At 63.1% G+C, this 24,350-nt stretch carries 27 protein-coding genes and 5 pseudogenes; 7 read left to right on the top strand and 25 right to left on the bottom strand.

The genetic code is table 11. The features are described from left to right. The 8 genes and pseudogenes from YO9_RS17665 to YO9_RS20805 all read right to left on the bottom strand — a co-directional run. The coding region (locus YO9_RS17665; RefSeq protein WP_223286308.1) for a hypothetical protein at nucleotides 1–185 on the bottom strand (185 nt) is incomplete at its 3' end. 3 nt (nucleotides 186–188) lie between these two features. Then, complete coding sequence (locus tag YO9_RS0108835) at nucleotides 189–395, bottom strand: helix-turn-helix domain-containing protein (RefSeq protein WP_016997155.1); 207 nt, start codon at nucleotides 393–395, stop codon at nucleotides 189–191. Further along, nucleotides 395–765: pseudogene (locus YO9_RS21515) on the bottom strand (DUF2975 domain-containing protein). Before YO9_RS21515 ends, YO9_RS0108835 begins: the two are co-directional and overlap by 1 nt. A 179-nt stretch (nucleotides 766–944) precedes the next feature. Then, a complete protein-coding gene (locus YO9_RS0108825) occupies nucleotides 945–1,391 on the bottom strand; it encodes a hypothetical protein (protein ID WP_223286307.1) in 447 nt (148 codons plus the stop codon). A 41-nt stretch (nucleotides 1,392–1,432) separates the two neighbouring features. Then, the gene (locus tag YO9_RS0108820) at nucleotides 1,433–2,062 is read right to left on the bottom strand and encodes a hypothetical protein (protein ID WP_031272965.1); all 630 of its coding nucleotides are present in this window, start codon (nucleotides 2,060–2,062) and stop codon (nucleotides 1,433–1,435) included. Continuing rightward, the gene (locus YO9_RS0108815) at nucleotides 2,014–3,063 is read right to left on the bottom strand and encodes an ABC transporter permease (protein ID WP_016997153.1); all 1,050 of its coding nucleotides are present in this window, start codon (nucleotides 3,061–3,063) and stop codon (nucleotides 2,014–2,016) included. The genes YO9_RS0108820 and YO9_RS0108815 overlap by 49 nt, the downstream gene beginning before the upstream one ends. After that, the gene (locus tag YO9_RS20810; RefSeq protein WP_317259801.1) at nucleotides 3,060–3,590 is read right to left on the bottom strand and encodes a hypothetical protein; all 531 of its coding nucleotides are present in this window, start codon (nucleotides 3,588–3,590) and stop codon (nucleotides 3,060–3,062) included. The genes YO9_RS0108815 and YO9_RS20810 overlap by 4 nt, the downstream gene beginning before the upstream one ends. Before the next feature lie 35 nt (nucleotides 3,591–3,625). Beyond that, on the bottom strand, nucleotides 3,626–4,177 hold the full coding sequence (locus YO9_RS20805; protein ID WP_317259800.1) for an ATP-binding cassette domain-containing protein: 552 nt from the start codon (nucleotides 4,175–4,177) through the stop codon (nucleotides 3,626–3,628). A 113-nt stretch (nucleotides 4,178–4,290) separates the two neighbouring features. Here YO9_RS20805 and YO9_RS0108805 point away from each other — a divergent pair, with 113 nt between their 5' ends. Then, the gene (locus YO9_RS0108805) at nucleotides 4,291–4,692 is read left to right on the top strand and encodes a RidA family protein (RefSeq protein WP_016997151.1); all 402 of its coding nucleotides are present in this window, start codon (nucleotides 4,291–4,293) and stop codon (nucleotides 4,690–4,692) included. A 155-nt stretch (nucleotides 4,693–4,847) separates the two neighbouring features. Here YO9_RS0108805 and YO9_RS0108800 read toward each other — a convergent pair. The 4 genes and pseudogenes from YO9_RS0108800 to YO9_RS19855 form a co-directional block, all read right to left on the bottom strand. After that, nucleotides 4,848–6,722 (bottom strand): annotated as a pseudogene (locus tag YO9_RS0108800) (AMP-binding protein). A gap of 138 nt (nucleotides 6,723–6,860) precedes the next feature. Next, nucleotides 6,861–7,631, bottom strand: coding sequence for an SDR family NAD(P)-dependent oxidoreductase (locus tag YO9_RS0108795; RefSeq protein WP_016997149.1), 771 nt, complete (start codon nucleotides 7,629–7,631; stop codon nucleotides 6,861–6,863). 168 nt (nucleotides 7,632–7,799) lie between these two features. Then, nucleotides 7,800–8,468, bottom strand: a complete 669-nt coding sequence (locus YO9_RS19860) for a CocE/NonD family hydrolase C-terminal non-catalytic domain-containing protein (protein ID WP_262925628.1) — start codon at nucleotides 8,466–8,468, stop codon at nucleotides 7,800–7,802. After that, nucleotides 8,451–9,457 (bottom strand): annotated as a pseudogene (locus YO9_RS19855) (CocE/NonD family hydrolase); the annotation flags it as partial. The gene YO9_RS19860 and the pseudogene YO9_RS19855, both read right to left, overlap by 18 nt. Before the next feature lie 234 nt (nucleotides 9,458–9,691). On the opposite strand from YO9_RS19855, the gene YO9_RS0108785 reads away from it, so the two are divergent. After that, the gene (locus tag YO9_RS0108785; protein WP_016997148.1) at nucleotides 9,692–10,612 is read left to right on the top strand and encodes an MBL fold metallo-hydrolase; all 921 of its coding nucleotides are present in this window, start codon (nucleotides 9,692–9,694) and stop codon (nucleotides 10,610–10,612) included. A 35-nt stretch (nucleotides 10,613–10,647) separates the two neighbouring features. On the opposite strand, the gene YO9_RS0108780 is transcribed toward YO9_RS0108785, so the two are convergent. The 10 genes and pseudogenes from YO9_RS0108780 to YO9_RS0108745 form a co-directional block, all read right to left on the bottom strand. After that, nucleotides 10,648–10,875 carry a hypothetical protein gene (locus YO9_RS0108780; protein WP_016997147.1) on the bottom strand — a complete coding sequence of 76 codons (228 nt, stop codon included), beginning with the start codon at nucleotides 10,873–10,875 and terminating at the stop codon, nucleotides 10,648–10,650. After that, nucleotides 10,865–11,902: a DUF2332 domain-containing protein gene (locus YO9_RS0108775; protein ID WP_016997146.1), complete on the bottom strand. Its 1,038-nt coding sequence runs from the start codon at nucleotides 11,900–11,902 to the stop codon at nucleotides 10,865–10,867. The genes YO9_RS0108780 and YO9_RS0108775 overlap by 11 nt, the downstream gene beginning before the upstream one ends. A gap of 169 nt (nucleotides 11,903–12,071) precedes the next feature. Beyond that, on the bottom strand, nucleotides 12,072–13,367 hold the full coding sequence (locus YO9_RS0108770; RefSeq protein ID WP_016997145.1) for an MFS transporter: 1,296 nt from the start codon (nucleotides 13,365–13,367) through the stop codon (nucleotides 12,072–12,074). A gap of 278 nt (nucleotides 13,368–13,645) precedes the next feature. Continuing rightward, nucleotides 13,646–14,211 (bottom strand): annotated as a pseudogene (locus tag YO9_RS0108765) (alpha/beta hydrolase); the annotation flags it as partial. Nucleotides 14,212–14,446: 235 nt separating this feature from the next. Then, entirely contained in the window at nucleotides 14,447–14,641 is a 195-nt protein-coding gene (locus tag YO9_RS17660) for a hypothetical protein (RefSeq protein ID WP_223286306.1), read from the bottom strand. After that, nucleotides 14,596–15,243 (bottom strand): FAD-dependent monooxygenase, encoded by a 648-nt coding sequence (locus YO9_RS17655; protein WP_396350736.1) that lies wholly within the window; start codon nucleotides 15,241–15,243, stop codon nucleotides 14,596–14,598. Before YO9_RS17655 ends, YO9_RS17660 begins: the two co-directional genes overlap by 46 nt. Nucleotides 15,244–15,395: 152 nt before the next feature. After that, nucleotides 15,396–15,608: pseudogene (locus YO9_RS21510) on the bottom strand (FAD-dependent monooxygenase); the annotation flags it as partial. Nucleotides 15,609–15,676: 68 nt separating this feature from the next. Then, complete coding sequence (locus YO9_RS0108755; protein ID WP_016997143.1) at nucleotides 15,677–16,639, bottom strand: phosphotriesterase family protein; 963 nt, start codon at nucleotides 16,637–16,639, stop codon at nucleotides 15,677–15,679. 9 nt (nucleotides 16,640–16,648) lie between these two features. Then, entirely contained in the window at nucleotides 16,649–17,662 is a 1,014-nt protein-coding gene (locus tag YO9_RS0108750) for a phosphotriesterase family protein (RefSeq protein ID WP_016997142.1), read from the bottom strand. Between the two features lie 510 nt (nucleotides 17,663–18,172). Next, nucleotides 18,173–18,916, bottom strand: a complete 744-nt coding sequence (locus YO9_RS0108745) for a GntR family transcriptional regulator (protein ID WP_031272959.1) — start codon at nucleotides 18,914–18,916, stop codon at nucleotides 18,173–18,175. Nucleotides 18,917–19,138: 222 nt separating this feature from the next. Between YO9_RS0108745 and YO9_RS0108740 the strand changes: the two genes are divergently transcribed. Then, on the top strand, nucleotides 19,139–19,762 hold the full coding sequence (locus tag YO9_RS0108740) for a thymidine kinase (protein ID WP_016997140.1): 624 nt from the start codon (nucleotides 19,139–19,141) through the stop codon (nucleotides 19,760–19,762). An 81-nt stretch (nucleotides 19,763–19,843) separates the two neighbouring features. On the opposite strand, the gene YO9_RS17645 is transcribed toward YO9_RS0108740, so the two are convergent. After that, complete coding sequence (locus YO9_RS17645; protein WP_262925625.1) at nucleotides 19,844–20,326, bottom strand: cytochrome P450; 483 nt, start codon at nucleotides 20,324–20,326, stop codon at nucleotides 19,844–19,846. 80 nt (nucleotides 20,327–20,406) lie between these two features. Here YO9_RS17645 and YO9_RS19850 point away from each other — a divergent pair, with 80 nt between their 5' ends. After that, on the top strand, nucleotides 20,407–20,724 hold the full coding sequence (locus YO9_RS19850; protein WP_016997138.1) for a hypothetical protein: 318 nt from the start codon (nucleotides 20,407–20,409) through the stop codon (nucleotides 20,722–20,724). A 423-nt stretch (nucleotides 20,725–21,147) separates the two neighbouring features. Here the strand turns inward: YO9_RS19850 and YO9_RS17640 are convergent, their stop codons facing one another. Continuing rightward, on the bottom strand, nucleotides 21,148–21,306 hold the full coding sequence (locus tag YO9_RS17640; protein WP_016997137.1) for a hypothetical protein: 159 nt from the start codon (nucleotides 21,304–21,306) through the stop codon (nucleotides 21,148–21,150). Nucleotides 21,307–21,338: 32 nt separating this feature from the next. Continuing rightward, on the bottom strand, nucleotides 21,339–22,106 hold the full coding sequence (locus tag YO9_RS0108730; RefSeq protein ID WP_016997136.1) for a LysR family transcriptional regulator: 768 nt from the start codon (nucleotides 22,104–22,106) through the stop codon (nucleotides 21,339–21,341). 157 nt (nucleotides 22,107–22,263) lie between these two features. On the opposite strand from YO9_RS0108730, the gene YO9_RS0108725 reads away from it, so the two are divergent. The 3 genes from YO9_RS0108725 (at nucleotide 22,264) to pyrE (ending at nucleotide 24,302) form a co-directional block, all read left to right on the top strand. Beyond that, nucleotides 22,264–22,452, top strand: coding sequence for a ferredoxin (locus YO9_RS0108725; RefSeq protein ID WP_016997135.1), 189 nt, complete (start codon nucleotides 22,264–22,266; stop codon nucleotides 22,450–22,452). 5 nt (nucleotides 22,453–22,457) lie between these two features. Continuing rightward, nucleotides 22,458–23,657, top strand: coding sequence for an NAD(P)/FAD-dependent oxidoreductase (locus tag YO9_RS0108720; protein WP_016997134.1), 1,200 nt, complete (start codon nucleotides 22,458–22,460; stop codon nucleotides 23,655–23,657). Between the two features lie 63 nt (nucleotides 23,658–23,720). Then, nucleotides 23,721–24,302, top strand: a complete 582-nt coding sequence (gene pyrE / locus YO9_RS0108715; protein WP_016997133.1) for an orotate phosphoribosyltransferase — start codon at nucleotides 23,721–23,723, stop codon at nucleotides 24,300–24,302. The last annotated feature ends 48 nt before the right edge of the window (nucleotides 24,303–24,350 follow it).

Here is a 24,350-nt window from a genome sequence, read left to right as displayed (position 1 = left end):
GGGTCGCCGGGTGAATCCCGTGCTCGAAGTCGTAAGGCTCTTGCTGCTAGGAATACGGAACCGAGGGTGAGAAGTACGCCCAGGCCCTGTAGACCAGGAGAGTCGTCAGCTTCACCGAGGATCAGGCCCGTTGTACCGACGATCAGGCCCAGCAGGCCGATGAGGATGATGAGGAGACTTTTCATGGGTCAGTCCTCGACCCACTCGAGGAGATCCCCGGGTTGGCACTCAAGCACGCGACACATGGCGTCCAGCGTGGTGAAACGAACGGCCTTGGCGCGGCCGTTCTTGAGCACGGCCACGTTGGCGGGGGTGAGGCCCACGCGGTCCGCGAACTCGCCGACGCTCATTTTCCGTTTTGCGAGCTCAACATCGATGCGCACGACGATGGGCATCAGATCACCGCTTCCAAGTCGGTGCGCAACGTGGTGGCCTGGCGGAGGAGCGCTCGCATCACCACCATAAGCAGCCCCAGCACAGTGACACTGGTCAAGACGAGGAACATTAAGAGGGGTAGTCCGGGGTCGTCGGCGTTGAAGCTACGGCCAAGAACACGCCCAGCAGGACGGCCCAGGCTGCGGCAATGGCCCACACAATGGCGTCCACCCATTTCAAGGAGGACGGCGTGAAGATGCGGTCACGGCTCACCAGCGTCAAGAGCTTCCACGTGCAGACGACCACGACCTGAGCGCACACCACCCAGAACACGGTGATGGCAGTCAGCGGCCACCGCAGGTGAGCAATGTCCGGTGACTCCTGGGCCATATGTGCAAATTGGCCGGGCAGGGACATCACCTGAAGCAGGACGAGGACTCCGAAGAGAACCGCCAAGAAAATTCTGAGGGGCACAACGGCCCAGCGTTCCGAGAGCATGCATTGAGTGTCGTTTGAAATCTATCGAAAGTCAATAGATTCCCACGCTCTGACCAGTCACATGCACGTGGCTACTGCTCGATCGAGTACCTGGCATTCAGGGCGGCTGCGAGTTCCTTCATGTCGATTTCCCGATCCGGGAATGAACGGTGCTGAACTTCGGACAGGTCGATGACGAACCAGTTGGCGCCTTCCACGATGTGCACTGAACCGGAGGGATCGGCGGCGCTCGCGGCCATCGATCGCGCTTCCTGGTGGGTCTCTGCTGCTTTGAACCAGAGGATCTCCACGGAGTTGGTGCACATGCGAGATTCACCCGTGGGTTGAGCGGCATTCAAGATTTCGACTGGTGGCCCGTGGACGTGATCTGCACACCCGACGTGACCGTCCACGGCTCGATAGACGTCGTCCATGGAGTCGTAAGCGGGTAAGGCCTCCGTGGGAGTACATGATGTCGCGATGAACAGTAGGCCTGCTGCTGAAGCGAGAAGACTGCGCTTCTTGACCAAATGGTTCATGGTCGCCTCGGTTCATGATTGAGATGTGTCACCCGTGCGGGTTACTCAATCATCTCATAAGCCTGCTTACTAATCTCGGGGAATATCCCGTCTACGGAACGCGGCCACGGCCAAGGCGGCCGTGAGAATGGCGACGGTCGAGATCCAGGTGAGCGCGGCGGCGTCGGCGGCGGAATCAATGGCCAGGCGTGCGACGTGATGGAACGGCGAGAGGTCCGCGACCCACGAGGCACGCTCAGAAGCGGCCCCAGGATGGCGACGACCACCACGAACAACACCGGTACCCACGCGAGCACCGTGAGGCGGGGCCAGAATGCGTAGACCAGCACCGCGATGGATGCGAACAGGGCGAGCGCGGGAAGGTACGTGGCCCAGGTCAGCAGGAGGCCCGAGTACACGCCATCCACCGTGATCACCGCGTCCGTGGTGGCGGCCAGGACCAGAGTGCTCACGAGCAGGACCACCGCGGACACCACGAAGGCCAGCGCCCACCAGCTCAGCAACCATCGAATCCGAGCGACGGGCAATGACAACACGAGTTCGGTTCGAGCGTCCGTTTCCTCACCGTGGAGCCTGGACGCGAGTGCCACGGCCAGGGCCGACGCGCCGCAGGCGATGGTGGTCATGGCCAGGTCCAGGTAGCCCTGAACCGCGCGATCCGAACCGCCCATGATGGCCTGATAAGAGGCCGGGAGATCCGCGAACGAGTCACGCATGATGGTGCCAAGGATCCGTAGGTCACGGCCAAGAGCACCAAGGCGATCAACCACGTGAGGTTAGAGGTGCGGGTCAGCCGGAACCCCAGGGATAGTGGGCCGCGCAGGTAACTCGCGGCGTGCGACCGCCCGGGCCGCTGCGGAAGGAGTCCGGCGTCCAGGTCGCGGCGGGACTGCAGGGCCATCGCAGCCAGGGTGACAACCAGGGTGAGCCCCACGGCCAGCAGAAGCGGCCACCAGCGCAGTTCCACGAACGCGCGCGTCTGCATGGACCAGGCAACGGGCGAGAACCACGAGAGCCAACTGCCGTGCAATTCCAAGATGTCGCCCACTCCGCGCACCACCACGGCCACCACCAGGACGGCGAGTCCGAGGCCCGTGGCCCCGCGGGGAGTGGAGGACAACTGCGCGCACAGCAATCCCACCGCGCCGAACACCAGCACCTGCACCCCGATCCCCGCGCCGAAGGCCCAGCTGTCTTGGGCCGGAAGGTCGAGCATTAGCATCGATCCGGCGCACACCAGCGTGATCAAGGTGGCGGTGATGAGCAGCATGACCGTGGCCGCAGCGGGTGCCGCGTGCCGCCCGACTCGTGTGGAGCGCAGCAGCTCGATCCGCCCGGCGGACTCCTCACCGCGTGTGTGGCGCACGGCCGTTTGCAGGGCCATGATCGCGACTGCCACCACGATGAACAGCGTGTATTCATTGGCCATCATGGCCCCTACGGTGTAGTCGTCCAGGCCGTAGCCGGGGCCTCCCATGAAGATGCCGCTGGGCTGTCCCATGATGGTGGCGCGCACCTGGCGTTCCTCGGCGCTCGAGAAGACCTGCGCGAGTTCCTGACCGCCCCCGGCCAGCAGCAGTCCCACGGCCACGACCCAGATGGGCAACCGGATGCGGTCGCGTTTCAGCGCCAACTTCAGCAAGGTGGCCGTGCCTTGCAGCTCGCGTGTCATGACGGGTCCGGTTTCGCAGGCTTCCCAGGCGCGCGAGTCTCCACGCCGACGACGCCGCCCGGGCCAGCTGCCTGCCCCGCCTCACCGTGCGGTTCCGCGCGGTAATGACGCATGAACAACTCTTCAAGCGAGGCCGGAGCAACGTGCAGTTGTCGTACGTGCAAGCTGTGGAGGCCGGGAAGCATGTCCTGGAGTGCGGCCGGTTCCACCTGCCCGGTGATGTGGAACCCCTCGGCCATCTCATGGATTTGCAGCTCGCCCAGATCCATCGAGTCATCGAGCAGCGCGGGGTCATGTGCGGTGATCACGTCGATCGTGACCCGGGTCAGGTGGCGCATGTCCTCCAAGCGGCCTTGCTCCACCACGGAGCCCTCGCGGATGATGGCCACGGTGTCACACAGCTGTTCCACTTCGGAAAGGATGTGGCTGGATAACAGCACGGAAACGCCCTCGGCCCGGCGCTGCCGCACGACCTCTTGGAACTCGCGCTCCATGAGCGGGTCGAGTCCGGATGTCGGTTCATCCAGGACCAGAAGCTCGGCATCCGAGGCGAGCGCGGCGATCAGCGCGACCTTCTGCCGGTTGCCTTGGAGTACGCGCGCGACTTCTTGCGGGGGTCCAGCTGGAACCGTTCGGTCAGCTCTGCCACGGCGCCTTCTCGGGTGCCACCGCGCATCCGGCACAGCAGGTCGATGCATTCGCCACCGGTCAGCCCGGGCCACAGATTCACGTCCCCGGGCACATAGGCCAGGTGTCGGTGAGCATCGACGGCGTCCCGCCAGGCATCTCGTCCGAGCACGGTCGCGGTGCCCGAATCCGCCCGCAACAACCCCAGCAGAACTCGAATGGTCGTCGATTTACCCGACCCATTGGGCCCCAGGAAGCCCGCGATCACTCCGCGGGGAATCTGCAGGTCCACGCCGTTGGGCACATGGGCTTTTCCGAACGACTTGTGGATTCCTTGCAGGTCAACAGCCAGATCGGCGGGATCGGGTGGCTCTACAGCGCGGACCGCTGTGCCGACGTCGCGCTCACCGTGACCCTCGCGCTCACCCGGCGGGGCGGCGTCGTCAATGGAAGGTGTAGCTGCTCGGTGACGTGGATGGGACGGCATGATGCACGGCCTCTGAAGGACGAGTCACGAAAAGTGATACCTCTATGTTGCACCCGTCACGGGGGTTTGGGAAGGTTGAGCGGATTCATCTTTCGCCTTCTTGAGGAGTGCTCATGCCCCGCCGCCAGAGAATCGTTCCGTCCTGCCTGCCCGCTCACGTCGCGGACAACAACGCCTATTCCTACGGCGTGCTGGACGGTGACACGCTGCACGTGTCCGGCATGGTCGCCTTCGCCCCGGACGGTTCCTACGTGGGCGAGGGCAACATCACCGCCCAAGCCACCCAGGTTTTCGACAACCTGCAGGCCGTGGTCGTCGAGGCCGGCGGCACCCTGGAGGACGTCGTCTCCACGACCACCTACCTCGCCTCCGCGGACTACGCGGGCGCGGTGGGCGAGGTGCGCAAGAAGTACTTCACCGGCGACGTCCCGCCCACCTCTACCGTGGTGGTCGCCCCCATGGCGCGGGAGCAGTTCATGGTCGAGGTTTCCGCGATCGCGCGGACCGCAGAATAGAGCCGACGACGCGGCTCGGGCGCCGTTCCGCGCGGTTGGTTACGCGCCGCGTATTTCCGCTATCCCTTCGGATGTTGCTGCCGCGCCGTTGGGCGCGGTCCGGTGCATGCAGCGCCCAGGTTCGTCACCCTGGGACTGCCCCTGAGCCACTTCGGCTACTTGCCCCGCAGCGAGGGGAAATCGGTGTCTGCGTACTCCACGTGCTCGCCCGCCGGTTCCGCACCGGCTGCCGGGTGCAGTCGAATTTCGCGGTCGCGCAGTTCCACGCGGCGGATCTTGCCGGAAATGGTCTTGGGTAGTTCGAAGAATTCCAGGCGACGCACACGCTTGTACGCTGCGAGGTTCACGCGGCAGTGGTGCAGGATGCTCTCGGCGGTTTCCGCATTCGGTTCGTGCCCGTTGCCGAGCACACGTAGGCCTTGGGCACAGCCAATCGGATGGGGTCCGGTGAGGGGACCACGGCCACTTCGACCACGGCGGGGTGTTCGATCACCACGGACTCGAGTTCGAAGGGGGAGAGCCGGTAGTCGGAGGCCTTGAATACGTCATCGGCGCGGCCCACGTAGGTGAAGACGCCATCCTCGTCCTGGGAGACCACGTCACCGGTGTGGTAGACGCCGTCGCGGAACGCCTCGGCGGTCTTCTCCGGATCCCCGTGATAGCCGGGGGTCAGGCTGATGGGGCGGGGGTCCAGCCGGAGGCACAGCTCGCCCTCGTCGGCGCGTTCCTCCCCGGTCGCGGTGTCGATGAGCACGGTCTCGTATCCGGGAAGGGCGCGGCCCATGGCACCCGGTTTGACCGGCATACCCGGGGTGTTGGCGATCTGCAGTGAAGATTCTGTCTGGCCGTAGCCGTCGCGGATGTCCGTGCCCCAGGCGTTCTTGACTCGGGAAATGATCTCCGGGTTCAGCGGTTCACCGGCGGACACCGTCTTCTGTGGCGGGTTCTTGAGGTGGCTCAAATCGGACTGGATGAGCATGCGCCACACGGTGGGCGGTGCGCAGAAGGATGTCACGCCCTCGCGCTCCATCTGGTCCATCAGAGCTCGGGCGTCGAAGCGTGAATAGTTGTAGAGGAACACCGTAGCGCCCGCGATGAACGGGGCGAAGAAGTTCGACATGCGTGCTTGCCCAGCCCGGGGAGGCCACGTTCAGGTGCACGTCGCCGGGTTCCAAGCCGATCCAGTACATGGTCGACAGGTGCCCCACCGGGTAGGTGATGTTCGTGTGCTCGACCAGCTTGGGCAGCGAGGTGGTGCCGGAGGTGAAGTACAACAGCAGCGGATCATCCGCCGGTGAGGGCTCGAGCACCTCGAAGGTATCCGGACCCGAATAGGAGTCCGCGAAATGGATGACCGGATGCTCACCCACGGTGGAGGAACGCTCGGGGCGCGAAGCGGCGTCGTCGTCGGCCTGGGAATCGCCCCGGGAAGTGGAAGGCGCGGCCGGATTGCTCGGCAGTGCCGATGGCGGAACGGGCTTGCGGAAGTCGGGCTGGTCGTCGACCTCAATGATCGTGAACTCGCCAGCGACGTCGGCGAATTTCTGCGCGTTGGTGTGGGACGTGACCACCCACTTGGCCTTGCCGCGCTCGACACGATCGCGCAGGTCGGCGGGGCCGAGCATCACGGTGGTGGGGATCATGGGCGCGCCGAGCTTGGTGCACGCGAGCATGGTTTCCCAGAGCTCCACCTGGTTACCGAGCATGAGGATCACGCGGTCACCGCACTGCACACCCTGCTCGCGCAACCACGTGGCCAACTGCGAGGACCGGACGGAGAGATCGCGGTAGGTGCGGCGGGTTTCGGTGCCGTTCTCTTCGACGATGACCAGGGCCTCGCGGTCGGCTTCTTCGCCGTGACCGAGCGCGTCGAACCAGTCGAGGGCGAAGTTGAAGTGCGTGAACCGGGGCCACTCGAACTCGCGATGAGCGGCGTCGAGATCCGTGCGCAACCGCAACAACTGATCCCTAGCGGCGCGAAACTGCTCCGTGGCGGACCGGGTGGAATCGGATGAGGTGGGAAGAGTCATGACGTCCTCGCTTGGCTGTCCGGCGCGGACCGCAGGCCGGTTCACCGGACCCTCGCGGTCATCAGTGACCTAAACGTACTGCACACGGGGACCTGGCCGGGGCCATCGTGTCCGTTGGTTACGAGCGCTGCGTGTCCACTACCGCTCGCGAGAATCCTTCGAGAAGCGCCGAGCCTTGCGCTGCTCACCCAGGAACTTGTTGAGAACCGCGGACCGCCTGGTCTTCCGATCCCCACCGACCACGTGGTCACGGCCGGCGAAGAGGCCGTTCAGAGCGAGGCGTGCGACCAACTCGGGGTCGTTCTTGGTGGAATTGTCGCCGAAAGCGGTGTTCTGCATTCCGGCACGATCGTGGAATTCGGTGGCAGTCGCCCCCGGCAGGAGCGCGGTCACGTTGACGTCGTACTCGCGCATTTCCTCCCGCAGCCCCTGCGCGAAGCTGTACATGAACGCTCGCGTGGGGCCGTAGATCGACTCGTACGGGGTGGGCGTGGTGGCGGAGAGCGAGCTGGTGATCAGAATGTTGCCCTGCCTGCGCTCGGCCATGTGTCGGACTACGGGCTTGGCCAGCAGGATCTGCGAGGTGACGTTGAGCGAGAGCATCTGCAGTTCGTCGTCGATGTCGGTGTCGATGAAGGCGCCACCCAAGCTCTTGCCCGCGTTGAACACCGCAACGTCCAACGGGCGGTTCAAGGATTCGACCCTTGCCCAGACCTCTTTCGGCCCGTCGGGGCTAGAGAGGTCTGCACGCACCGGGTGCACGGTCACGTTCGAAAGTTTTTCGGGCAACTCATCAACGCGCGAGCTCGCGCCCACCCCCACAATGTCGTAGCCGCGGGCCGCAAGCCCCTGGGCCAGATAAAACCCAATGCCCGATGAAGCTCCCGTCACGAGTGCAAGTCCGGCCATGTCAGTTCTCCTCGTCCCAAAGGTGTCGGGTGACTTCCGCGGTCCATGGTGAACTTCTTAGTGACAAGCCGCTTCGCCCCCGTGCGTCGTGAGGGCCAACGATAACAGTGGACCTCTGGTGGGTCACGGGGTTTGCGCCTACCCGCCCCAGCCAGGTGTCGTTAGCGTCTACGCCTCAAGACCTTGCACTGTGAAGGGCAGCACCAAACGCGACTGATGCTTCGCGTCCCGATAGATCTTGTGCGTGACCGGGCGGCCCACCGGCAGGTGGAAAGCATCCGGGGGCAGCAAGGAGTTGTGCTCATCGGCCAGCGGCTCCGCATTGGATAGCTCCACCGTCAGCCGATGTCCCTGCTTGAAGGTGTTCGCGAACGGGTAGAGCCGCAGCACGTACTCCTGGATACTCCCCGGCTCCACCGGTTCGGTGCGAGTGTGCGGGTGATACGGGTTGCCCTCGGTCGTACGCTCGTCCAGCTCGCGGTGTGAAGCCTTGAGGTATCCCGTGGTAATCAGCTGACGCTTCCCGTTGGGAGCGGTGTCCCACATGCGCAGGATGAAGTTCGTATCGTCCTGGTCGATCTCCGCGAAGATGTGCGCGGCACCGGTGCCAATCATTTCCGTAGGTTTTTCGAACGGCTCGGTGTCCCAGCGGAGGATCTCCACCTTGTCCGTGACGGTGAGCGGCGCCTGATAGAAGCCGTCCGGGGCCGCGTACTCAGCGCCCATCAGCTCAGGCTCGAACGACAGCTTTCGCCGGGGGCGCAAGTACAACGGCTGGTACTCGACCGGCAGCGGTGGCCATTGCTCACCAGACGCGATCTCTCGCGAACCTTCCACGAACACGTTGACGGCGGGACCATCCATGGCCCCGTTCTCGATGCCCTTGAGCCAGTAGTCGTACCAGCGGAACATCTTGTCGTGTTCCTCGATGAACGGGCGCGACTGCATCGGAGGGTAGGACCCGATATCCAGTTTCTTCGGTCCTTGAAGAGCATCGAACAGTTCGATGGTCCCGTCCATGGTCCAGCCGCGGCCCTGATCGATCTGCAGGTACACGGGGATGTCGATATTCGGGGCCAATGTGATGGGATTGCGTTCCTCGTACCACTCACCGTCCAGCTCATTGGTGATGATGTCGAACCAGGCCTCATGGTTCTTGGGGTAGTTCAGGACATGGACGAGATTTGGCCACGCGGCGACGTCGGGATCAGCCAAACGCTCGGCGACCCGCTCCTGGATCTCGCCCGGCGAGAACGTCTCGAGCATGCGGGACTTGACGTTGTCCGTGAAGGCCCAGCCGGAATCGCCGCCGCGCCCCTCGCGTGCGGCGCGCGGCATGAACCACATGATGCCGCCGTGGTACGTGGTCTCGTAGAAGTCGTAGTGGCCACCGGAGACGAAGATGGCTTTCAAGTGCGGCGGGCGTTCGGCCGCAGCCAGCACCTGCATGGAGCCGAAGTAGGAAATGCCAATCATGCCCACGTTGCCGTCGCACCAGGCTGCTCGGCGACCCATTCGATGAAGTCGTAGGCGTCCTGTCCCAAGGAGACGCCACCGGCGTTGTAATTGCCAATGTGCTCACCCTCGGCATGACCGGTGCCGCGGAGGTCGCCGATGACGTGGGCGTAGTCCTCCTGGACCACGCGGGCGATATCGCCAGCTTCGATGCACCCGTCCCACATGGGGCTGGGTCGCCGCTGCGCGGGCATGGTCAGTGCCATGGCCTGCAATTCCTTGCCGTACGGGCTCAGGGCGACGAGCGCGGGACGAGGCTTATCCTCGGTGCCGTGATAGACGTCCGCAATCAGATTGACGCCGTCTCGCATCGGAACTTTGAGGTTTTTGCGAACTGCTATGGATTCCCCGCCAGCATCCAGCGTTTCGAACTCGGCCATGAGTGGGTAGCTCCTTCACTAGCGCCGGAGTGCACGCCGTCCTGGTGACGGGCATGATCCCTGGGCACTTTCTGGAAATATTATTATACTAAAGTTAGTGTGTGCAAGACCACACCGCACAATGGACTCAGCAGTCCTCGGCCGTTCGTCCCGTAGGAGATCACCATGACGCACAGCGTTCCCGTCCATCCGTTGGTTTCACCGTGGGGTCGCTTCGGTCTCTACAGCTTCTTCATCGATGCGCCGGAACCCGCCATCGTGGACACGGGCATCGCGTCCTCTCCCGCGGAGGGCATGGCCCCCGAACTCGAAAAGCTCGGCCGCAACATCGAGGACGTTCGCTGGATCCTGCTCACCCACGGCCACATCGACCACCTGGGTGGTGCGCATGCGCTCTGGGAAATGACCGGCCGCAAGGCCACGGTGGTCATCCATCACGACGACGCCGCCCTCCTCCGCTCGCGGCGAGCCCACGTCGACCAGTACATGGACACGCGAGCCCGGTACCTGAACGACCCCGAGGGTGAAGAACAACAGATGGGCATGGCCAATCAGGTCATCTCGGGTGAGATGGAACCACAGGTCCTGGTTCGAGGTGGCGAGACATTGTCCCTGGGTGGCGACGTCACCGTGTCCGTTCATCACATCCCCGGTCACACCGCTGGTTCGGTCGCCTACTGCATCGACGGTCAGAAAGACGTGTTCGTGGGCGACGCTGTTCAGATCCACGGCGCGGCCAACGGCTTCCCAGGCTATGAGGATCCGGTCGCTTACCGTTCAAGCCTTGAGTACTTGCGGGACGCCGTGCAGCCCACCCGTCTCTTCCTGGGCCACCCCTACCGCAATGCCGCGGGCGAGGCCTACGAGATCGGCGTTTCAGGAGACCAGGCACGGCACGTGATCCAGGAAAGCATCGACATCGAGTCCCGCGTGGCCGACGCCGCTCAGCGTTACCTATCCGACGGTCTCCGCGACTCTGATTCGCCGTACTCTCCGTATGCTGCGGTCGCGGAAGAATTGGGTTACACCGGGGACCCCACGTTGGAGCCCTCGCCCTTCTTCACCACGATGCACGGGTATGCATAGCAGGCGGGTGTGGTGCAGTAGCCGCGTCGCTCGCGTTACTCCCGTCCATGGACATGGTTCAGGAGCACATAGATCACCAATCCCGCAGCGATCAGGACTGCGAACACAATCGATGATGTTGTGTCGCTGATGATCCCGTTGGCCCTCATGGCGAGTGTTCCGATACCTATCAGCACTAGCAAAAAGGATGGGATGAAAGATTTGATGGTCTGGGAAATCCCGCGTTTGGAATCTGAACCGGTCGCTTGTTTATCAGTTTCCATACCCCATGGCATCAGTCCTGGGGCCATCTCGCAATAGCCCTTCGGCCAGTTTTTTGCTCGCTCCCTCAGCGATCCCGATTCGTTCGTAGCTCTGCCCGTGAGGACCAACGACTGCGCACGGCCGGCCGTTTAGTGCGAGCACGGTTCGTCCGTTGACAGGTACGGAGATCCGCGAAGCGACCGTGGGCAATACGTCTTCACCCTCATTGCTGATCCACGTCACGTCAGGCATGGATTCCATCAGCTCGACGAACTGATCACGGCGTTCAGGCGTCAGATAGACGAGGACCGCACTGTGAAACACCACCACGCCTGCGTTCTTGGGGGCCTCGGTGATTAATGCGGAAATGTTGTCGAGGAGATCACCCTTCACGAGCATCGGAGGGTCCGCAGCAACTAACTCCGCCGCTGCCCGAAAGCGATGACGGCGGTCATCGTGCTCCGGCCAGATCGGAGTCTCAAGCCACTTCACTTGATCAGAATCTCGTAGATCAACCGGATTTAGGTCGATCCCCGCACGGAATACGACAGTAGGAAGTTGGTTGGGGACACTGTCCGCTTCAATGCGGCAGGACAGCTCAACCGAACTGGGTCCAGTAGTCGGATCAAGCGGAACAACACCTTGATCGGTATCGTACCGATAGCTGTACTGATCCGGATAAAGACACAAACCCGCGGACGCCCCCACCTCGATGAGAGCGAGCGGCCCCCGCAGTCGGCTCAGGACCGGGAGGAGCACGGCGCACCGCCCGGCTTCATTGGTTTGAGTTGCCCGCTCCCGAATCACCGATTCGACCTCGAGCCAACGCGATAGTAACGAAGGACGCAGTTCCGAATACGATCCGACTGGTGCACCACAGAAACGGGCGGCCGCGAAAACCAGATTGGGTTGGCGCTTCGAGGTAGGGAGATCATCAATCAGCCCCAGCACCTCGGAATCGTCCGCAATGGAAGTGGCCCAGTCGTAGAAAATCGGGGACAGTTCTTTGACCTCGATCTCGGCCCACCGCTGGTACAGCTCCGCCACCGTTTGTTCCATAGTCGTCAACCTACGGCATGAGGATCCAGACAACGCTCATGACCCACGACTGATCGAAGCGCGCTCGAGACTGGTCCAAATAAGCGGAGTGAACCCCGCGGACCGACCAACTCGATCAGCGGGGCTCACACGGTTCGGTGGACGGCGCGGTCGCCGGTTACACCTCCACCAGCTTCCGGTCTGCTTCCCGTCGGCCCACCACGCGGGGCGCGGTTTCCTTGAGGAACAATGCAAAGATCGTGGCGACAATGGCACCGCCGCAGCTCACGAGCAGCGCCACGGGAAGCCCGAACTGATCGGCCGCGATGCCGGTCAGTAGGGGATTCAAGAACCCGCCGATGAGTTCGCCGATTCCTGTGGGTAGTCCCACGGCCAGGCCAGCGTAGATCGCGGGAACGGACTCGGCGGGAATCACCGACATGGCCATGCCGCCCACGCCCATACCGGCGGCGAAGATGAACACCGCCAGGGCCATTAACAACGGGCTGGAGAAAAACAACAGGCTCAACGGGGCCATCACGGACAACAGTCCGAAGATCACCGAAGTGGGCTTGCGGCCAATGCGATCCGAGATCAGCGGAACCACGAAACCCCACACCGCGGTGCCCAGTCCGAATGCAGCCATGACCATACTCATGGTGCCCGGCGAGAAGCCCTTCATGCTGGTCAGGTAAACGGGACCGAACACCATCAGTGCCATCAGGTAGACCATGAAACCGCTGAAAATCAGGATCGACAGGATGATGTTCCGGTTCTTGAGCACCTCTTTGAGCTGACCCTTGGGGCGCACGCGGGCTGCGGAAGCCGCCCCGTCGGCACCGTGAGAATCCGAGGCGGAAGGCGCCAGAGCGGCGTCGTCGACCTTGGGCTCACGCATGACCTTCCAAATGATCGCGGCCATCACGAGGCCGGGTACCAAGGTGAGGAAGAAGGCAGTGCGCCAATCGAAAATGGTTGCGAGGGCCACGATCACCAGCGGTGCCAGGATGGATCCAAACAAGCCGTTTGCGGTGTTCATGGTGAAGCCAAGGTTGAAGCCGCGTCGGCGTGGCGAGGATTCCATGGCGAGCACGGACTGGGTGACTGGGATGATCGGGCCCTCGAGCAGCCCCATGAGCAAACGCAGGATCACCAGGTGCGCGAAGGTGACTACGAAGCCCTGGAAGAACGAGGTCAACGAGAACGCGACCATCAGGATGACCAGGTAGAGACGCTTGCTCTTGACCTTGTCGGAAATGCGCCCGCCGATGATTGAGGCGAGCGCCCAGGTCACGGACAACGCGGCCGCGAGCAGGCCGATGGATTTGTTGTCCAGATGGATGTCTTCTTGAATGAACGGGATCAGAAAGTTGAGGATCAGTCGGTCGAAGAACACGAAGCCGACGGTGAAGAAGAAGATCGCGACGATCTTGTTCTCATAGGTCCAGAATTTCGTACGAGTTGAAGTGGACATGGTGGCCTCTCGGGTCACTCAGTGCTGTCGCATAGTGAAACTGATGGATCACAGGCTTTCTATGCTGGGCAGGTTGAAAGCGGCGGCGCGGACACGTGGGTCCGCGCCGCCGTCGTTATTTAGGGGTGGTGGCTGAGTCCGGTGTCTTAGCTCCGGCGCAGGAACTCAGCCGTCTCCGTGAACACCCGTTGGAATTCGGGGATACAGGAGAAGTGCTGGACAAAGCCGTGGTTGGCTCCGTCGTAGCGGGACACGGTGGCGTTCACGCCGGCTTCTTGCAGGCGCTTGCCGTAGAGCTCGCCCTCATCGCGTAGTGGATCGTGCTCCGCGGTGACGATGAGGGCTGTGGGCAACCCGGAGAGATCCTCGCGCTTGATCGGAGAGACCAGTGGGTCGATCGATCCGCGCCACTCTCGAAATAAAACGCGTTGAACGGTTCCAGAATGCCGGTTTCCAGGCCGTAACCCTCTGCGTTCTCGCGCAGGGAGGGGTAGCGGTCCACATCGAAATCCAAGTCCAGGGACGGGTAGTACAGGATCTGGTGGGTGATGCGGTCGAAGCCGTCGTCGCGGGCTTTTGCGGCGACCGCGGCGACGAAGTTGCCGCCGGAGCTGTCACCGGCGATCGCCAGCGTGCGCCCGTCCCACTTCAGCTCCCCACTGTTCTCCGCAACCCAGCGGACCACGCGGTAGCAGTCCTCCAGGCCGGCCGGGAACTCGTGCTCGGGGGCGAGTCGGAAGTCAACGGCCACGACCTCGAGGCCCGTCTCCTTGGCCAACGAACGCGCAATGTGGTCGTGAGTCTCGAGGCTCCCGGAGAAGAACGCTCCGCCGTGGAAGTACACGAGCACGCCGTAGCTTTCGGCCTCGGCGGGTGTGTAGATCCGCACGGGTACGTCTCCGGACGACGTCGCTGCGGTCGCCTCCCGCACGTCATGGATCGGCAGGCGATCCGCACCGGTGGCACCTGAGCGTTCTCCCCGGCGCGCATGGCCACGGGGTCCAGGGGTGAACCGTCCGGCTCGGGAAGGGACTTGAGGAACTCGGCAATCTTGGGGTGAATGGTCATGGATGCGCCTCCTACTTGGTGCTGGAGTCGAGGTCGGCGGTGTCGTGATCCGCAGCCTGCTGCTCGGCGGGGTTCTGGTTCTCGGGCTTTTGGCCGGGGAACACGGAGTTGACCTCGTCCTCGGTCCAGCCGGAACGGGAGATCCGCTGCAGCTCGTCGGTCACGGGCTTACGGTCGGCCTGGTACTGGGCCAGCGCTTCTGCCACGGTATCGGCCGTCTTGAGGCGTCGGCAAGTCCACCGGCGTCCAGGATCGCGGAGTTCGCACCCTGGCCCTGGTGGTGGAGCATGGAGTGGGCGGCATCGCCCAGCAACGCCACACAGTCCGAGTGCCAGTTGTCCACGGGGTCGATGTCGTATACGGCCCGCAGGTTCACGGTGTCCATGTTCAGGCCGCGGGCGATGTCCACGATGCGCTCGTCAAAGCCCTCAACGGTCTTGAGGATGTCTTCCTTGGTGACGTCCGGGGACCAGGTGCTGTCCGGAATCAGTGCGGTGATGTCGAAGGACACCTGGTTCCGGTGGCGTAGCGGCAACAAGTACACCTTGGTGCCGTGGCCGATGTACATGCGCAAGTTGTCGTCGTTGATCATCCCGTGGGCGTCGTCGATGGAGATCACGGAGCGGTAAGCATGCTCACCTGAGAACACCGGTTGATTGTCGCTGAACAGCTGCTTGCGCACCACGGACTTGATGCCGTCCGCGCCCACCACGAGGTCGGCGGTGACGACCTCACCGTTGGTGAAGGTGAGAGTGGCGTTGCTTCCGTTGTCCTCGATCTTCTCCAACTTGTGGCCGAGCTTGACCATGCCCTGCGGAAGCGCACCCACCAGGCTTCGATGAAGTCACCGCGGTGGATCAGGTAGGTGTGCTTCTCCTCGCCGTCCTCGGGCCAGTCGTCCTTCATGATGGGATCGCCGGTAGCCGTGAGAATCTCGAAGTAGTCACTGGGAGAGCTCACCGCGGCGATGTTGTCGAAGATGCCCCACTCGCGGAAACGGTTCATGGACGAGGGGCGCAAACCGATGCCCGCGCCCACCTCGTGCATTCCGGAGGCCTGTTCGTACACGGTCACGTTCGCGCCCAGGGCGCTCAGAGCGGCCGCCGCGGACGCGCCGCCGTAGCCGCCACCCACAATGGCGATGGTCAGGTTCTGAAGGTCCGAAGTCTTCATGGTTTGTCACTTTCTGGTGAGATCTGGGGTGAGCGGAGCGCCGTCGTCCCGCCCCGCATGAGAAGTGCCTATTTCTGGATCGACAGGAAATCGGCAGGGTTGTGGATGAAGAGTGTGTCGATAGTTGCCTGGTCCACGCCCGCTTCGCGCAGGTCCGGGATGAGGTCCTCGAACAGGTAGTTCACGGTGTGGCCTTTCACGCCCGGCCAGCCCAGAGGACTGCAGTTCGCGTCCACACCGGCAAGAGCCTTGTCGAGGTGGCCCTCACCCAGGAAGCGAAGGAAGTGATCCAGGCGCTCCTTGCGGGGGCGGGCCCAGAACGGCGGATCAGGCAGCTCGGTCTCATAACCGAACGTGTCGAAACCGACGCGGCCGCCCTGCTCGGCAATCCAGGTGTCGCGCGTGTTCTGGGCGTTGACGCCGTCATCCGCGTGACCGAAGAGCACGCGGTCCAGCGGCAGGCCCTCCTCGTTGAAGATGTTGATGGCGTTTTCCGCATCGATCGCCAGGTGGGTGAGGATCGGAACACCCGTGGCGAGCGCAGCTCGAGCGGCGGCGCGGTAGATGCGCTTGTCCAGATCGGTCATCTTGCCACCGCGGGAGACGCCCACCTTGATCACGCCGGCCTTGGCTCCGGTGTCTCCGATTCCCACGGTGATCTCGTGAATGAACACCTCGGCCAGGTATTCCACGGAGGCTCGGGCGAAGTGCGGCAGGGCCGTATCGCCACCCACGAATCCTGTGCACGCAATGATGTTCACGACGGTCTTGGCGGACAGGGACTTGTAGTAGTCCACGTCGCGGCCGTTGCAGATACCGGTCACATCCACGAATGAGCCGCCGCCGTACTCGTGGAACGCACGGAGCTTGGGAACGGTTTCCTCGTAACGCTGCTCCGGGGTCTTCCACCACTGGGTGTCCAGTTCGGAGCCCGGCATGCCGTAGCCGATGTGTTCGTGGATGGCCACGATGCCCAGTTCTTCGGCCGGGATGGTTCCCAGCACGGTGTTTACTTTCGACAACTTCTTCACCTCAAGAATTCAGGATTGGTCGGCGCGGTGCGCCGGGGCCACGGTCAGCAGGTCACGCGGGTTGCTCTCCAGGATTTGCCGCGCGTGCTCTTCGCTGAGTCCCTTGGCTACGAGCTGTGGGACGAACGTGGTCGCGACATAGCTGAAGGGCAGGTCGTTGTCGGGTTGCCCCTTGGCAACGCCAATCGCGTTCGAGGACAGCAGGATCTTGTCCGCGTGGCCGGCGTCGACGAGCTCGAGCACAAGAGCCGCGCGCTCGTCATCGGTGAGGTGGGCGGCGTCGTCGTTGAGACCCACGTGATCGAGCGCGACGTACGCACCCTTCGCGGCCACCTCGAGCGCCGCGTTCGACGACGCCGCGTCCTTGCGATCCAGCCCGCCCACCACCACGCGTTGCGCGGGGATGTTTTCGGCGAGCACGATGTCCAGGTCGTGGAGGGCGTCCGCGCCGAAGCGGATCGAGACGGGGACCCCCGAGTTCAGGGCGGCGCGTGCGGCCCCGCGGAACAGGCTTTCCTCGGTGGGGGTCATGCCCTCGCGAGCGGCTGCGGTAGTGACCATGCCGGCTGCGGCGCGACGTTCAACGCGCGGAACGACCATGCCCTCGGTGACCTCCTTCTTGAAGAGGTCGGCGAACTTCTCCGCGGGCCACGGCGTGGGTGGATTGGTCTGCGGTGTGAGGAAGTAACCGCCGAGCATTTCCTCCGGTCCCATGCCAGTGGTCGCGATGATGTGCACACCAGTGGACTTGGACAGCGCCTCATAGAGTTTGAGGTCGCGGCCGTGGAACATGCCGGTGCTGTCCACGATGGTGCCGCCACCGTGCTCGCGGAAGTCCTTGAGTTTGGCGGCGAGAGTTTCGAAGATCTCGGCACGGTCCATGGACACGTCCGGGGCGAACTGGGCTCCCGGGATCACCGAGAGCAGAGCTTCGTGGACTGCAACGATCCCCAGCTGATCGGCGTGAATGGGACCGAGAACCGTGTTGACCGTTGCATTGCCGACAGTCTCTGAATCTGTCATGGGCACTACCTTTCATCGGCGTCACCGACCATGAGGGTGACGCGGTGTGGAGCGTGGGGCACTTCGCGTCCCCTGGCTTGTGGCTGCCGTTAATGGCCTTCCGGGGTGGGCCGTGTCGGTCTGCTCGCAAGTAGGGGCGGGTGCTGGCGGTCGTCAACGTGAGAAGCGATGAACCGGAGAGCCTCGTGTCCGCCATACGGGCCGTAGCCATCGCTTGTGGTGTGATCTGAGTAACGTTGTGGCACCAATATACATATTGTTATGCCAAAGCGTAAGTGGAGTGCGGCTGGGAATTTAGGCTGGATTTAAGGCCCAGGTCAGGGGTGGGTCGGGTGTTAACGAGGCTGGGAGTGGCAGCTGGATCTCATCCCAAGCGCTGCCGCAGCCCTCCCGATCGCATGATGTTCCGCTAGAACCCTTAACGGCTCGCCCAAGGGTCCTCATGGCCCACGGTGTGTCATCAGCGGCCCCAAGGGCACACTGAATGCTCCACCTGCGGAGGCTGCTCGACTACGCGCCGGTGATGAAGTGGTACTTGAACTCGTCAGCACGGTGAACGGCGGTGCGCCAGCCGGCGGGAAGGCCACCTGTGGCAAAGAACAGGGTTTCGATGACGAGCAAGGGACTGCCCTCGGGGACGCCGAAGGTCTCCGCTTGTTGCGGAGAAGCTGCTGTAGCCCAGGCTTCATGTTCAGCGCGTTCCAGTGTGATGCCGAACTGCCGCTCGAGAAGTTCGAACGCGGAGCCTCGTTCTTCCAACGCGCCCCCGGTCGGGATGAACTCCTTGGGAGCACGGATGTAGACATCTGCTTCCACGAGCGGGGCGCCCTCCACCGAGATCAACCGCGTGAAGTGCAGAAGCTCTTCACCCTTGGACAGATCGAGGTTCTGTGCAATCCGAGTCGGCGGCACCACGCGTTCGACACCAGTGACCGTGGACTCCGGGTCGAGGCCCGTGTCGGCGAGGAACTGATACAGCGCACCCGAGCGAACAGTAGCCGGTCGATGCACCCGAGAGCCCGGCACGGGAAACGTTCCTTTGCCTTGCTTGCGGTAGACAAATCCTTCGACCGAGAGTTCTTTCAAAGCCTGACGGATGGGCGCACGGCTCACGTCGAAGCGGTCCAGCAGTTGCGCTTCAGTGATGGGGGTTTGAGGGTCGGCGGAGCCATCGATGATCTCGTGACGCAGAATGTCCTTGATCTGCCGATACAGGGGAACACCAGACGACGAATCGAGCTCGTTCACTGGCACGATCGCCCTCCCCTATACCTGGGTTCGCCGGATTACTCCCGACAGTTAAGCATAGTTTCCCAGGACAAATCGCAGCCGGGGACAGCTCATTCGAGGGCGCCTGGCCTGATAGCCGCCAGCCCGGTGGAGATGCCATCACCTGCGATTTCCGGTCAGTGATCGATTTGGCCCCATGGCACATCCACGCGTCCCGGTCGGTTGCTGCCGATAGACTGTCCCACCGTGGCCAAGCTCTACTTCCGCTACGGCGCGATGAACTCCGGAAAATCTACGGGTCTGCTGCAGGCGGCCTATAACTACGAAGAACGCGGGCAGCGGGTGTTGCTCGCCAAGCCTCAGGTCGATGCCAAGGGCGAGGACCAGATCCTGTCCCGCCTGGGTGTCACACGCACGGTGGATTTCTTAATCCCGCACGGTGCGAGCGTGCTCGAACTCTTCCACCGCTATGCGACCGGCGACGACCCGGACGCGCTCCTCGAGCACGTGGACGCCAAACCTGTTGCGTGCGTTCTGGTGGATGAAGCCCAATTCCTTGAAACCGACCAGGTAGATGACCTGCTGCGCATTGCCGTGCTCCACAACGTTCCGGTCATGGCCTACGGCATTCGCACGGATTTCCGCACCCAGGCGTTCCCAGGTTCGGCGCGCTTGATGGAGCTCGCGCACTCGCTGGAGGAACTCAAGACTATTTGCCGCTGCGGCCGCAAGGCCGTGTTCAACACCCGCAAGGTGGGGGAGCAGTTCGTGTTCGAAGGCGATCAGGTCGCCATCGACGGCGTCGAGGTCACCTACGAGTCCCTGTGCGGGCAGTGCTATCTCACCGAGTCCGGCGGTCGCCTGGGCTAACGGCTGGATCTAAGTGGCCGACGCCGCTCGGGCACCTTGCGTGCGCAACGCACCCGAGCGGCGTCGTCGAACCGCGATGAACTAGGCGCGCACGATGTCCGTCACCAGGATGCTCTCGTAGGAGCGCGTGGTGTTAGTGATCTTGCGCGTGAAATCGCCGACCGAGTAGCTCTTGATGTACTTGGCGAGTGAGCCGATCGCGGCGTAGGCCTCCAAGCGCGCCAGTCCCTGACCAGCGCACCCGTGGATTCCGTACCCGAAGGTCAAGTGATCTACGGGGTTGCGGGTGACATCGAAGGTGTCTGCATTGGGGTAGTGCCGTTCGTCGCGGTTGCCGCCGGCGAGCAGTAAGGCAACCTGGGAGCCTTCCGGGATCACGACGTCGTCCACTTCGACGTCCCGCATCGTCTTGCGGCCCGTGGCGGGCAGCGGGGAGTGCATGCGCAGCACCTCGTTGAACGCGGAAGGAACCAGGGCGGGATCCTCGCGAACCTTCGCGTACTGCTCCGGGTGCTCGGCGAACAGCATGATGGCGTTGCCGATCGAGGCGATCGTGGTGTCCATGCCCGCGGCCACGTACTGGTGATGATCATGCCGCAGCTTTCGTAGGCAATGTCACCGCGCTCTGCCGCGGCGAAGATACCGTGGCCCATGCTTCCCTCGGTGAGGTCGGAGACCTGGATGTTGTGGGTCCAGTCGAAGAGTTCCTTGGCCACGGGGAAGCTCGCCTGCGCGCGTTCATTCATGGGGCCGAGGAGGTTGAACGCTGCCTCACCCCACGTGAGGATCTTGGCGCGGATCTCCGGATCCTTGATGCCGATCATGTCCACGACCACGTTGAGTGGAAGGGCTCGGGCGAGGTCCTGCATGCCGTCGAACTCGTCCCGTTCCGCCAGCTCGCGGACCATGGTGTCCGCCTTGGCCTCGATGTCAGCCTTGACGGAACGCAGCGCACGCGGTGACAGGTTCTGGGACAACACCTTGCGCAGGTGCTGGTGGTCCGGCGGGTCGGTGGCCAGGGTCGTGCCCTTGAGCACCTCATTCATCTGCGGGTTGAAGGCCACCGCGGTGGAGGAAAACGTCCCCGGATCGCCCAGCGCCTCGCGGACCGCCTCATAGCGGGTGACGGCCCACAGATCGCGAGCCGGAATATAGACGGCAGCGGCCTGATCCCGAAGCGCCCGTAGGCCTCGTACGGGTTCTCCAAGACCTCGTCGGCAAAGATGTCCACGCTGTCCAGAACAGCCGTTTCCGTTGTCATGGTTGACCTTTCGGATCTGAGTCACAAATGCTCACGCACCCTGGAATCAAGAGGTGTGTGGTGCATCACAGTCAACGGTGTGCGCGTCTATCCGGCAAGTGAATTGTTCTTATAGCCAGCATTCTCAGTGTGCATATCCGCTGGCCGTGGCGGTTTTAAGGGTGTGCCCGAGCCACTGGCGGAACGGGTCGTCCTGGAGCCAGGGATTCCAGACGATGTCCACTCCGAGTGAGGGGATTTCCAGCGGGAACTCGGCCACGTGGACATCCGTGATCGGGTCCATGAGTTCGGCGGTGCTCCTGCGGTGCAGGGCGATCAGATCCCGCCCCGAAACCAGGTGGGGATCAGCAGATTGTCGTTGATGCGCGTGCGCACCGAGTACTCGACGCCGTGTTCGTGGAGTGCTTGATAGGGCCGCGAGATGCGCGGGGCGTCGAAGATCACGTGGGACAGGGTAGCCAGTAGCTCCAGCGCATTCTCGTTGGTGAGAGCAGAGGAGCCGGAAATCACCACCCAGCGATCGTCGTAGAGGCGCTCGCGCGGATGGCCCGTGGTGAAGGCCTCGGGGAGCAGGATTGCGTCCACGTTGTCCTGGGTGAACAGCGAGTCGGACGGATTGGCGGTGGTGATCATCCGCAGAGTGCAGTTCGGCGCCCGTTCCGAGATCACGCGGCAGACATCCGACCCGGCCACGAGGGCAGTGCTCGTGCTCAACGCGAGCGTGATCTCCCGATGACTGGTGCCCGGTTCGAAGGTGGCTTCATGGACCAGGGTGGTGCTCTGACGCACGAGGTGCTTGAGCGGGCCCAGGAGTTCCTTAGCGCGAGGCGTCAGCAGGGACTCGTTGCCTCGGCGAATCAGGATGTCGTCCTTGAGCATGCGGCGAATCCTGCGCAATGCGTGGCTCATGGCCGGTTGGGACAAGCCCACTCGCTGCGCCGCGCGGGTCACCGATTGTTCCTCGATCACCGCCAGAAGGGGGACCAACAGATTGAAGTCCATTGCCGCCGCCCGCGCGAGTTCCGTGTCCTGTGGTTCAGTTTCGGTGAGGTTCGACGACGTCGCTCCAGCTGACTTCTTCACGGCTCTCCTTCTGTGGGTAGCACCCGGGGTTATTCACAACGTGAATGTAACTAATGATATCTATGCATTGGACGCACTGTGTGATCTGGGCAACACTCGAAAGGAGTCGCCGGTTGGCGGCCCATAGCAAGACAGCACGCGAGTAGGAGGACACCTCATGCGGATTGAACTGGATCAGGCCCGTTGCGAAGGTCACGGATTGTGTGAAGAAGCGGCACCGAATCTCATGCACCTGGACGACGATGCCGAACTGATCATCGACGTTCCCGAGGTCGAGGGTGACGACCTGGCCAAGGCCCAAGCCGCCGTGCGGGTGTGCCCTGTGGCCGCTCTGCGATTGGCGTGATCCTTATGGCCCAGCATGCTCCCGCGGACATGAACCGAATCGTGGTGGTCGGCCACGGCATTGCCGGTGTGACTGCCTGTCACGCCCTACGCGACGCGGGCTTCACCGGCCACCTGACAATCGTGGGCGATGAGAGTCATGCACCGTACAGCCGGCCGGCACTATCCAAGGCGGCGCTCGTGGACGGGCAGGACCTTTCGGCTCATCTTCTGCCGGAAGCCACTCATGGTGGATTGGAATTACAAGGTGTCCCGGCCCGTGGCGTGGACTTGTTCGAACGCACAGTCACTCTGGAGGACGACACCGAGGTGGCCTTCGACGGTCTGGTCATCGCAACGGGTGCTGACGCTCGAAAACTGACGGACAGTGCCCACGAACTGACTCTCCGCACCATGAACGATGCGGAAAATGCACAGTCCCGTTTCGTCCCGGGCCAAGTCGTGGTGGTAGTCGGCGGCGGTGCACTGGGCATGGAACTGGCCTCCGGCGCAGTGGAACGAGGGTGCCACGTTAGCGTGGTGTGCTCCGGAACTCCCATGACGCGCCACCTCGGTGAGTACTTGGCATCAAAAATCACCGATGTCGCTAGAGGTAAGGGTGTGCGGTTCATTGACGCAGCTGCGGTGTCGGCAACTGCGGATGAACAATCGACGGTTGTCGAGCTCAGCGATGGGTCCCAGATCACCGGCGACGTATTGGTCACGGCTATCGGCGATCATGCCCATGACCGCTGGCTGGAGGGATCCGGTCTACTCAATGGCGACCGGGTGGTGACCGATTCCCGTGGTCGCGTTCTCCACGAGGACGGCACGGTGTTGCCGCACGTCGTGGCTGCGGGGGACATTGCGCATTGGGAAGGCGAACGACAGCCACTGTGGACCACCGCGATCGAGCATGCCAAGGTTGCTGCACTCTCGCTGTTGCGCGGTGATCTGGCGGAGCCTCTGAACTTCGTCCCATATTTCTGGACCGAGCAGTTCGGGCTGACCATTCGTGTCATGGGGCAACTGCCGGTCCACGGTACCCCCGAGGTGATCGACACTGGTGCACCCAAGAACGCGCCAGAAGTTCAGGTCGTGGACCCGCACCGAGCGCTGCTGCGATGGGCGTCCGACGAGGGAACCGGCACCGCGGTGGCCGTGAATTACAAGATTCCGATCCCCAAACTGCGAAGGTTGACCGAACGACCGGCGGCCGCCGCGTGAAGTCTCCGAGCGGCGTCGTCACCGACCGTTCTCAAACCCGCCCGGGGACGTAAGCTGGACGCCATGAGCACCAATTTCTCCCCCGTGGATCTGGACACCGCTCGCGAGCGACTGCGCGACCTCATCAAGGGCCTGGCCATCGTGCGCGGAAACGTGACGTTGGCCAGCGGAATCCAGGCCGATTACTACGTGGATCTGCGCCGGGTGACCCTGCATCACGAGGCCTCGCGCTACGTCGGTCAGGTCATGCTCGGCCTGCTGGACAAGGCCGGTATCGATTTCGACGCCGCCGGTGGGCTCACCATGGGCGCGGACCCGGTGGGGCACGCCATCATGCGCACCGCCGGTGATCAGGGCCGCGCGATCGACACGTTCGTGGTGCGCAAGGCGCAGAAGTCCTACGGCATGGGCCGTCAGGTGGAAGGCCCCAGTGTGGTGGGCCGCAACGTGGTGGTCGTGGAGGACACCTCGACCACCGGTGGCTCCGCGCTGACCGCGGTGGAAGCACTGCAGAAGGCCGGAGCGAACGTGGTGGCCGTAGCCGTGATCGTGGACCGCCGCACGGGTGCCAAGGAACGCATCGAGGAATACGCGGGAGTGCCCTGCCTGTACGCCTACTCGAAGGATGAGCTGGGGCTTGACTGACCCGGCCACCACTTCGGAATCCAATGTCGAACACGTGGTGGGCGTGGG

The organism is Kocuria atrinae C3-8, from assembly GCF_000286355.1.
Classification (GTDB): Bacteria; Actinomycetota; Actinomycetes; order Actinomycetales; family Micrococcaceae; genus Kocuria; species Kocuria atrinae_A.
The sequence above is the reverse complement of the archived record's forward strand: the minus strand, read 5'-3'. Positions and strand labels throughout refer to the sequence as shown.

Coding starts and splice junctions, on each gene's coding strand:
- YO9_RS0108835 (WP_016997155.1), bottom strand. CDS start 395: ATGCCCATCGTCGTGCGCATCGATGTTGAGCTCGCAAAACGGAAAATG.
- YO9_RS0108825 (WP_223286307.1), bottom strand. CDS start 1,391: ATGAACCATTTGGTCAAGAAGCGCAGTCTTCTCGCTTCAGCAGCAGGC.
- YO9_RS0108820 (WP_031272965.1), bottom strand. CDS start 2,062: ATGGGCGGTTCGGATCGCGCGGTTCAGGGCTACCTGGACCTGGCCATG.
- YO9_RS0108815 (WP_016997153.1), bottom strand. CDS start 3,063: ATGACACGCGAGCTGCAAGGCACGGCCACCTTGCTGAAGTTGGCGCTG.
- YO9_RS20805 (WP_317259800.1), bottom strand. CDS start 4,177: ATGCCGTCCCATCCACGTCACCGAGCAGCTACACCTTCCATTGACGAC.
- YO9_RS0108805 (WP_016997151.1), top strand. CDS start 4,291: ATGCCCCGCCGCCAGAGAATCGTTCCGTCCTGCCTGCCCGCTCACGTC.
- YO9_RS0108795 (WP_016997149.1), bottom strand. CDS start 7,631: ATGGCCGGACTTGCACTCGTGACGGGAGCTTCATCGGGCATTGGGTTT.
- YO9_RS0108785 (WP_016997148.1), top strand. CDS start 9,692: ATGACGCACAGCGTTCCCGTCCATCCGTTGGTTTCACCGTGGGGTCGC.
- YO9_RS0108780 (WP_016997147.1), bottom strand. CDS start 10,875: ATGGAAACTGATAAACAAGCGACCGGTTCAGATTCCAAACGCGGGATT.
- YO9_RS0108770 (WP_016997145.1), bottom strand. CDS start 13,367: ATGTCCACTTCAACTCGTACGAAATTCTGGACCTATGAGAACAAGATC.
- YO9_RS17655 (WP_396350736.1), bottom strand. CDS start 15,243: ATGGTCAAGCTCGGCCACAAGTTGGAGAAGATCGAGGACAACGGAAGC.
- YO9_RS0108750 (WP_016997142.1), bottom strand. CDS start 17,662: ATGACAGATTCAGAGACTGTCGGCAATGCAACGGTCAACACGGTTCTC.
- YO9_RS17645 (WP_262925625.1), bottom strand. CDS start 20,326: ATGGACACCACGATCGCCTCGATCGGCAACGCCATCATGCTGTTCGCC.
- YO9_RS17640 (WP_016997137.1), bottom strand. CDS start 21,306: ATGGACCCGATCACGGATGTCCACGTGGCCGAGTTCCCGCTGGAAATC.
- YO9_RS0108725 (WP_016997135.1), top strand. CDS start 22,264: ATGCGGATTGAACTGGATCAGGCCCGTTGCGAAGGTCACGGATTGTGT.
- YO9_RS0108720 (WP_016997134.1), top strand. CDS start 22,458: ATGGCCCAGCATGCTCCCGCGGACATGAACCGAATCGTGGTGGTCGGC.
- pyrE (WP_016997133.1), top strand. CDS start 23,721: ATGAGCACCAATTTCTCCCCCGTGGATCTGGACACCGCTCGCGAGCGA.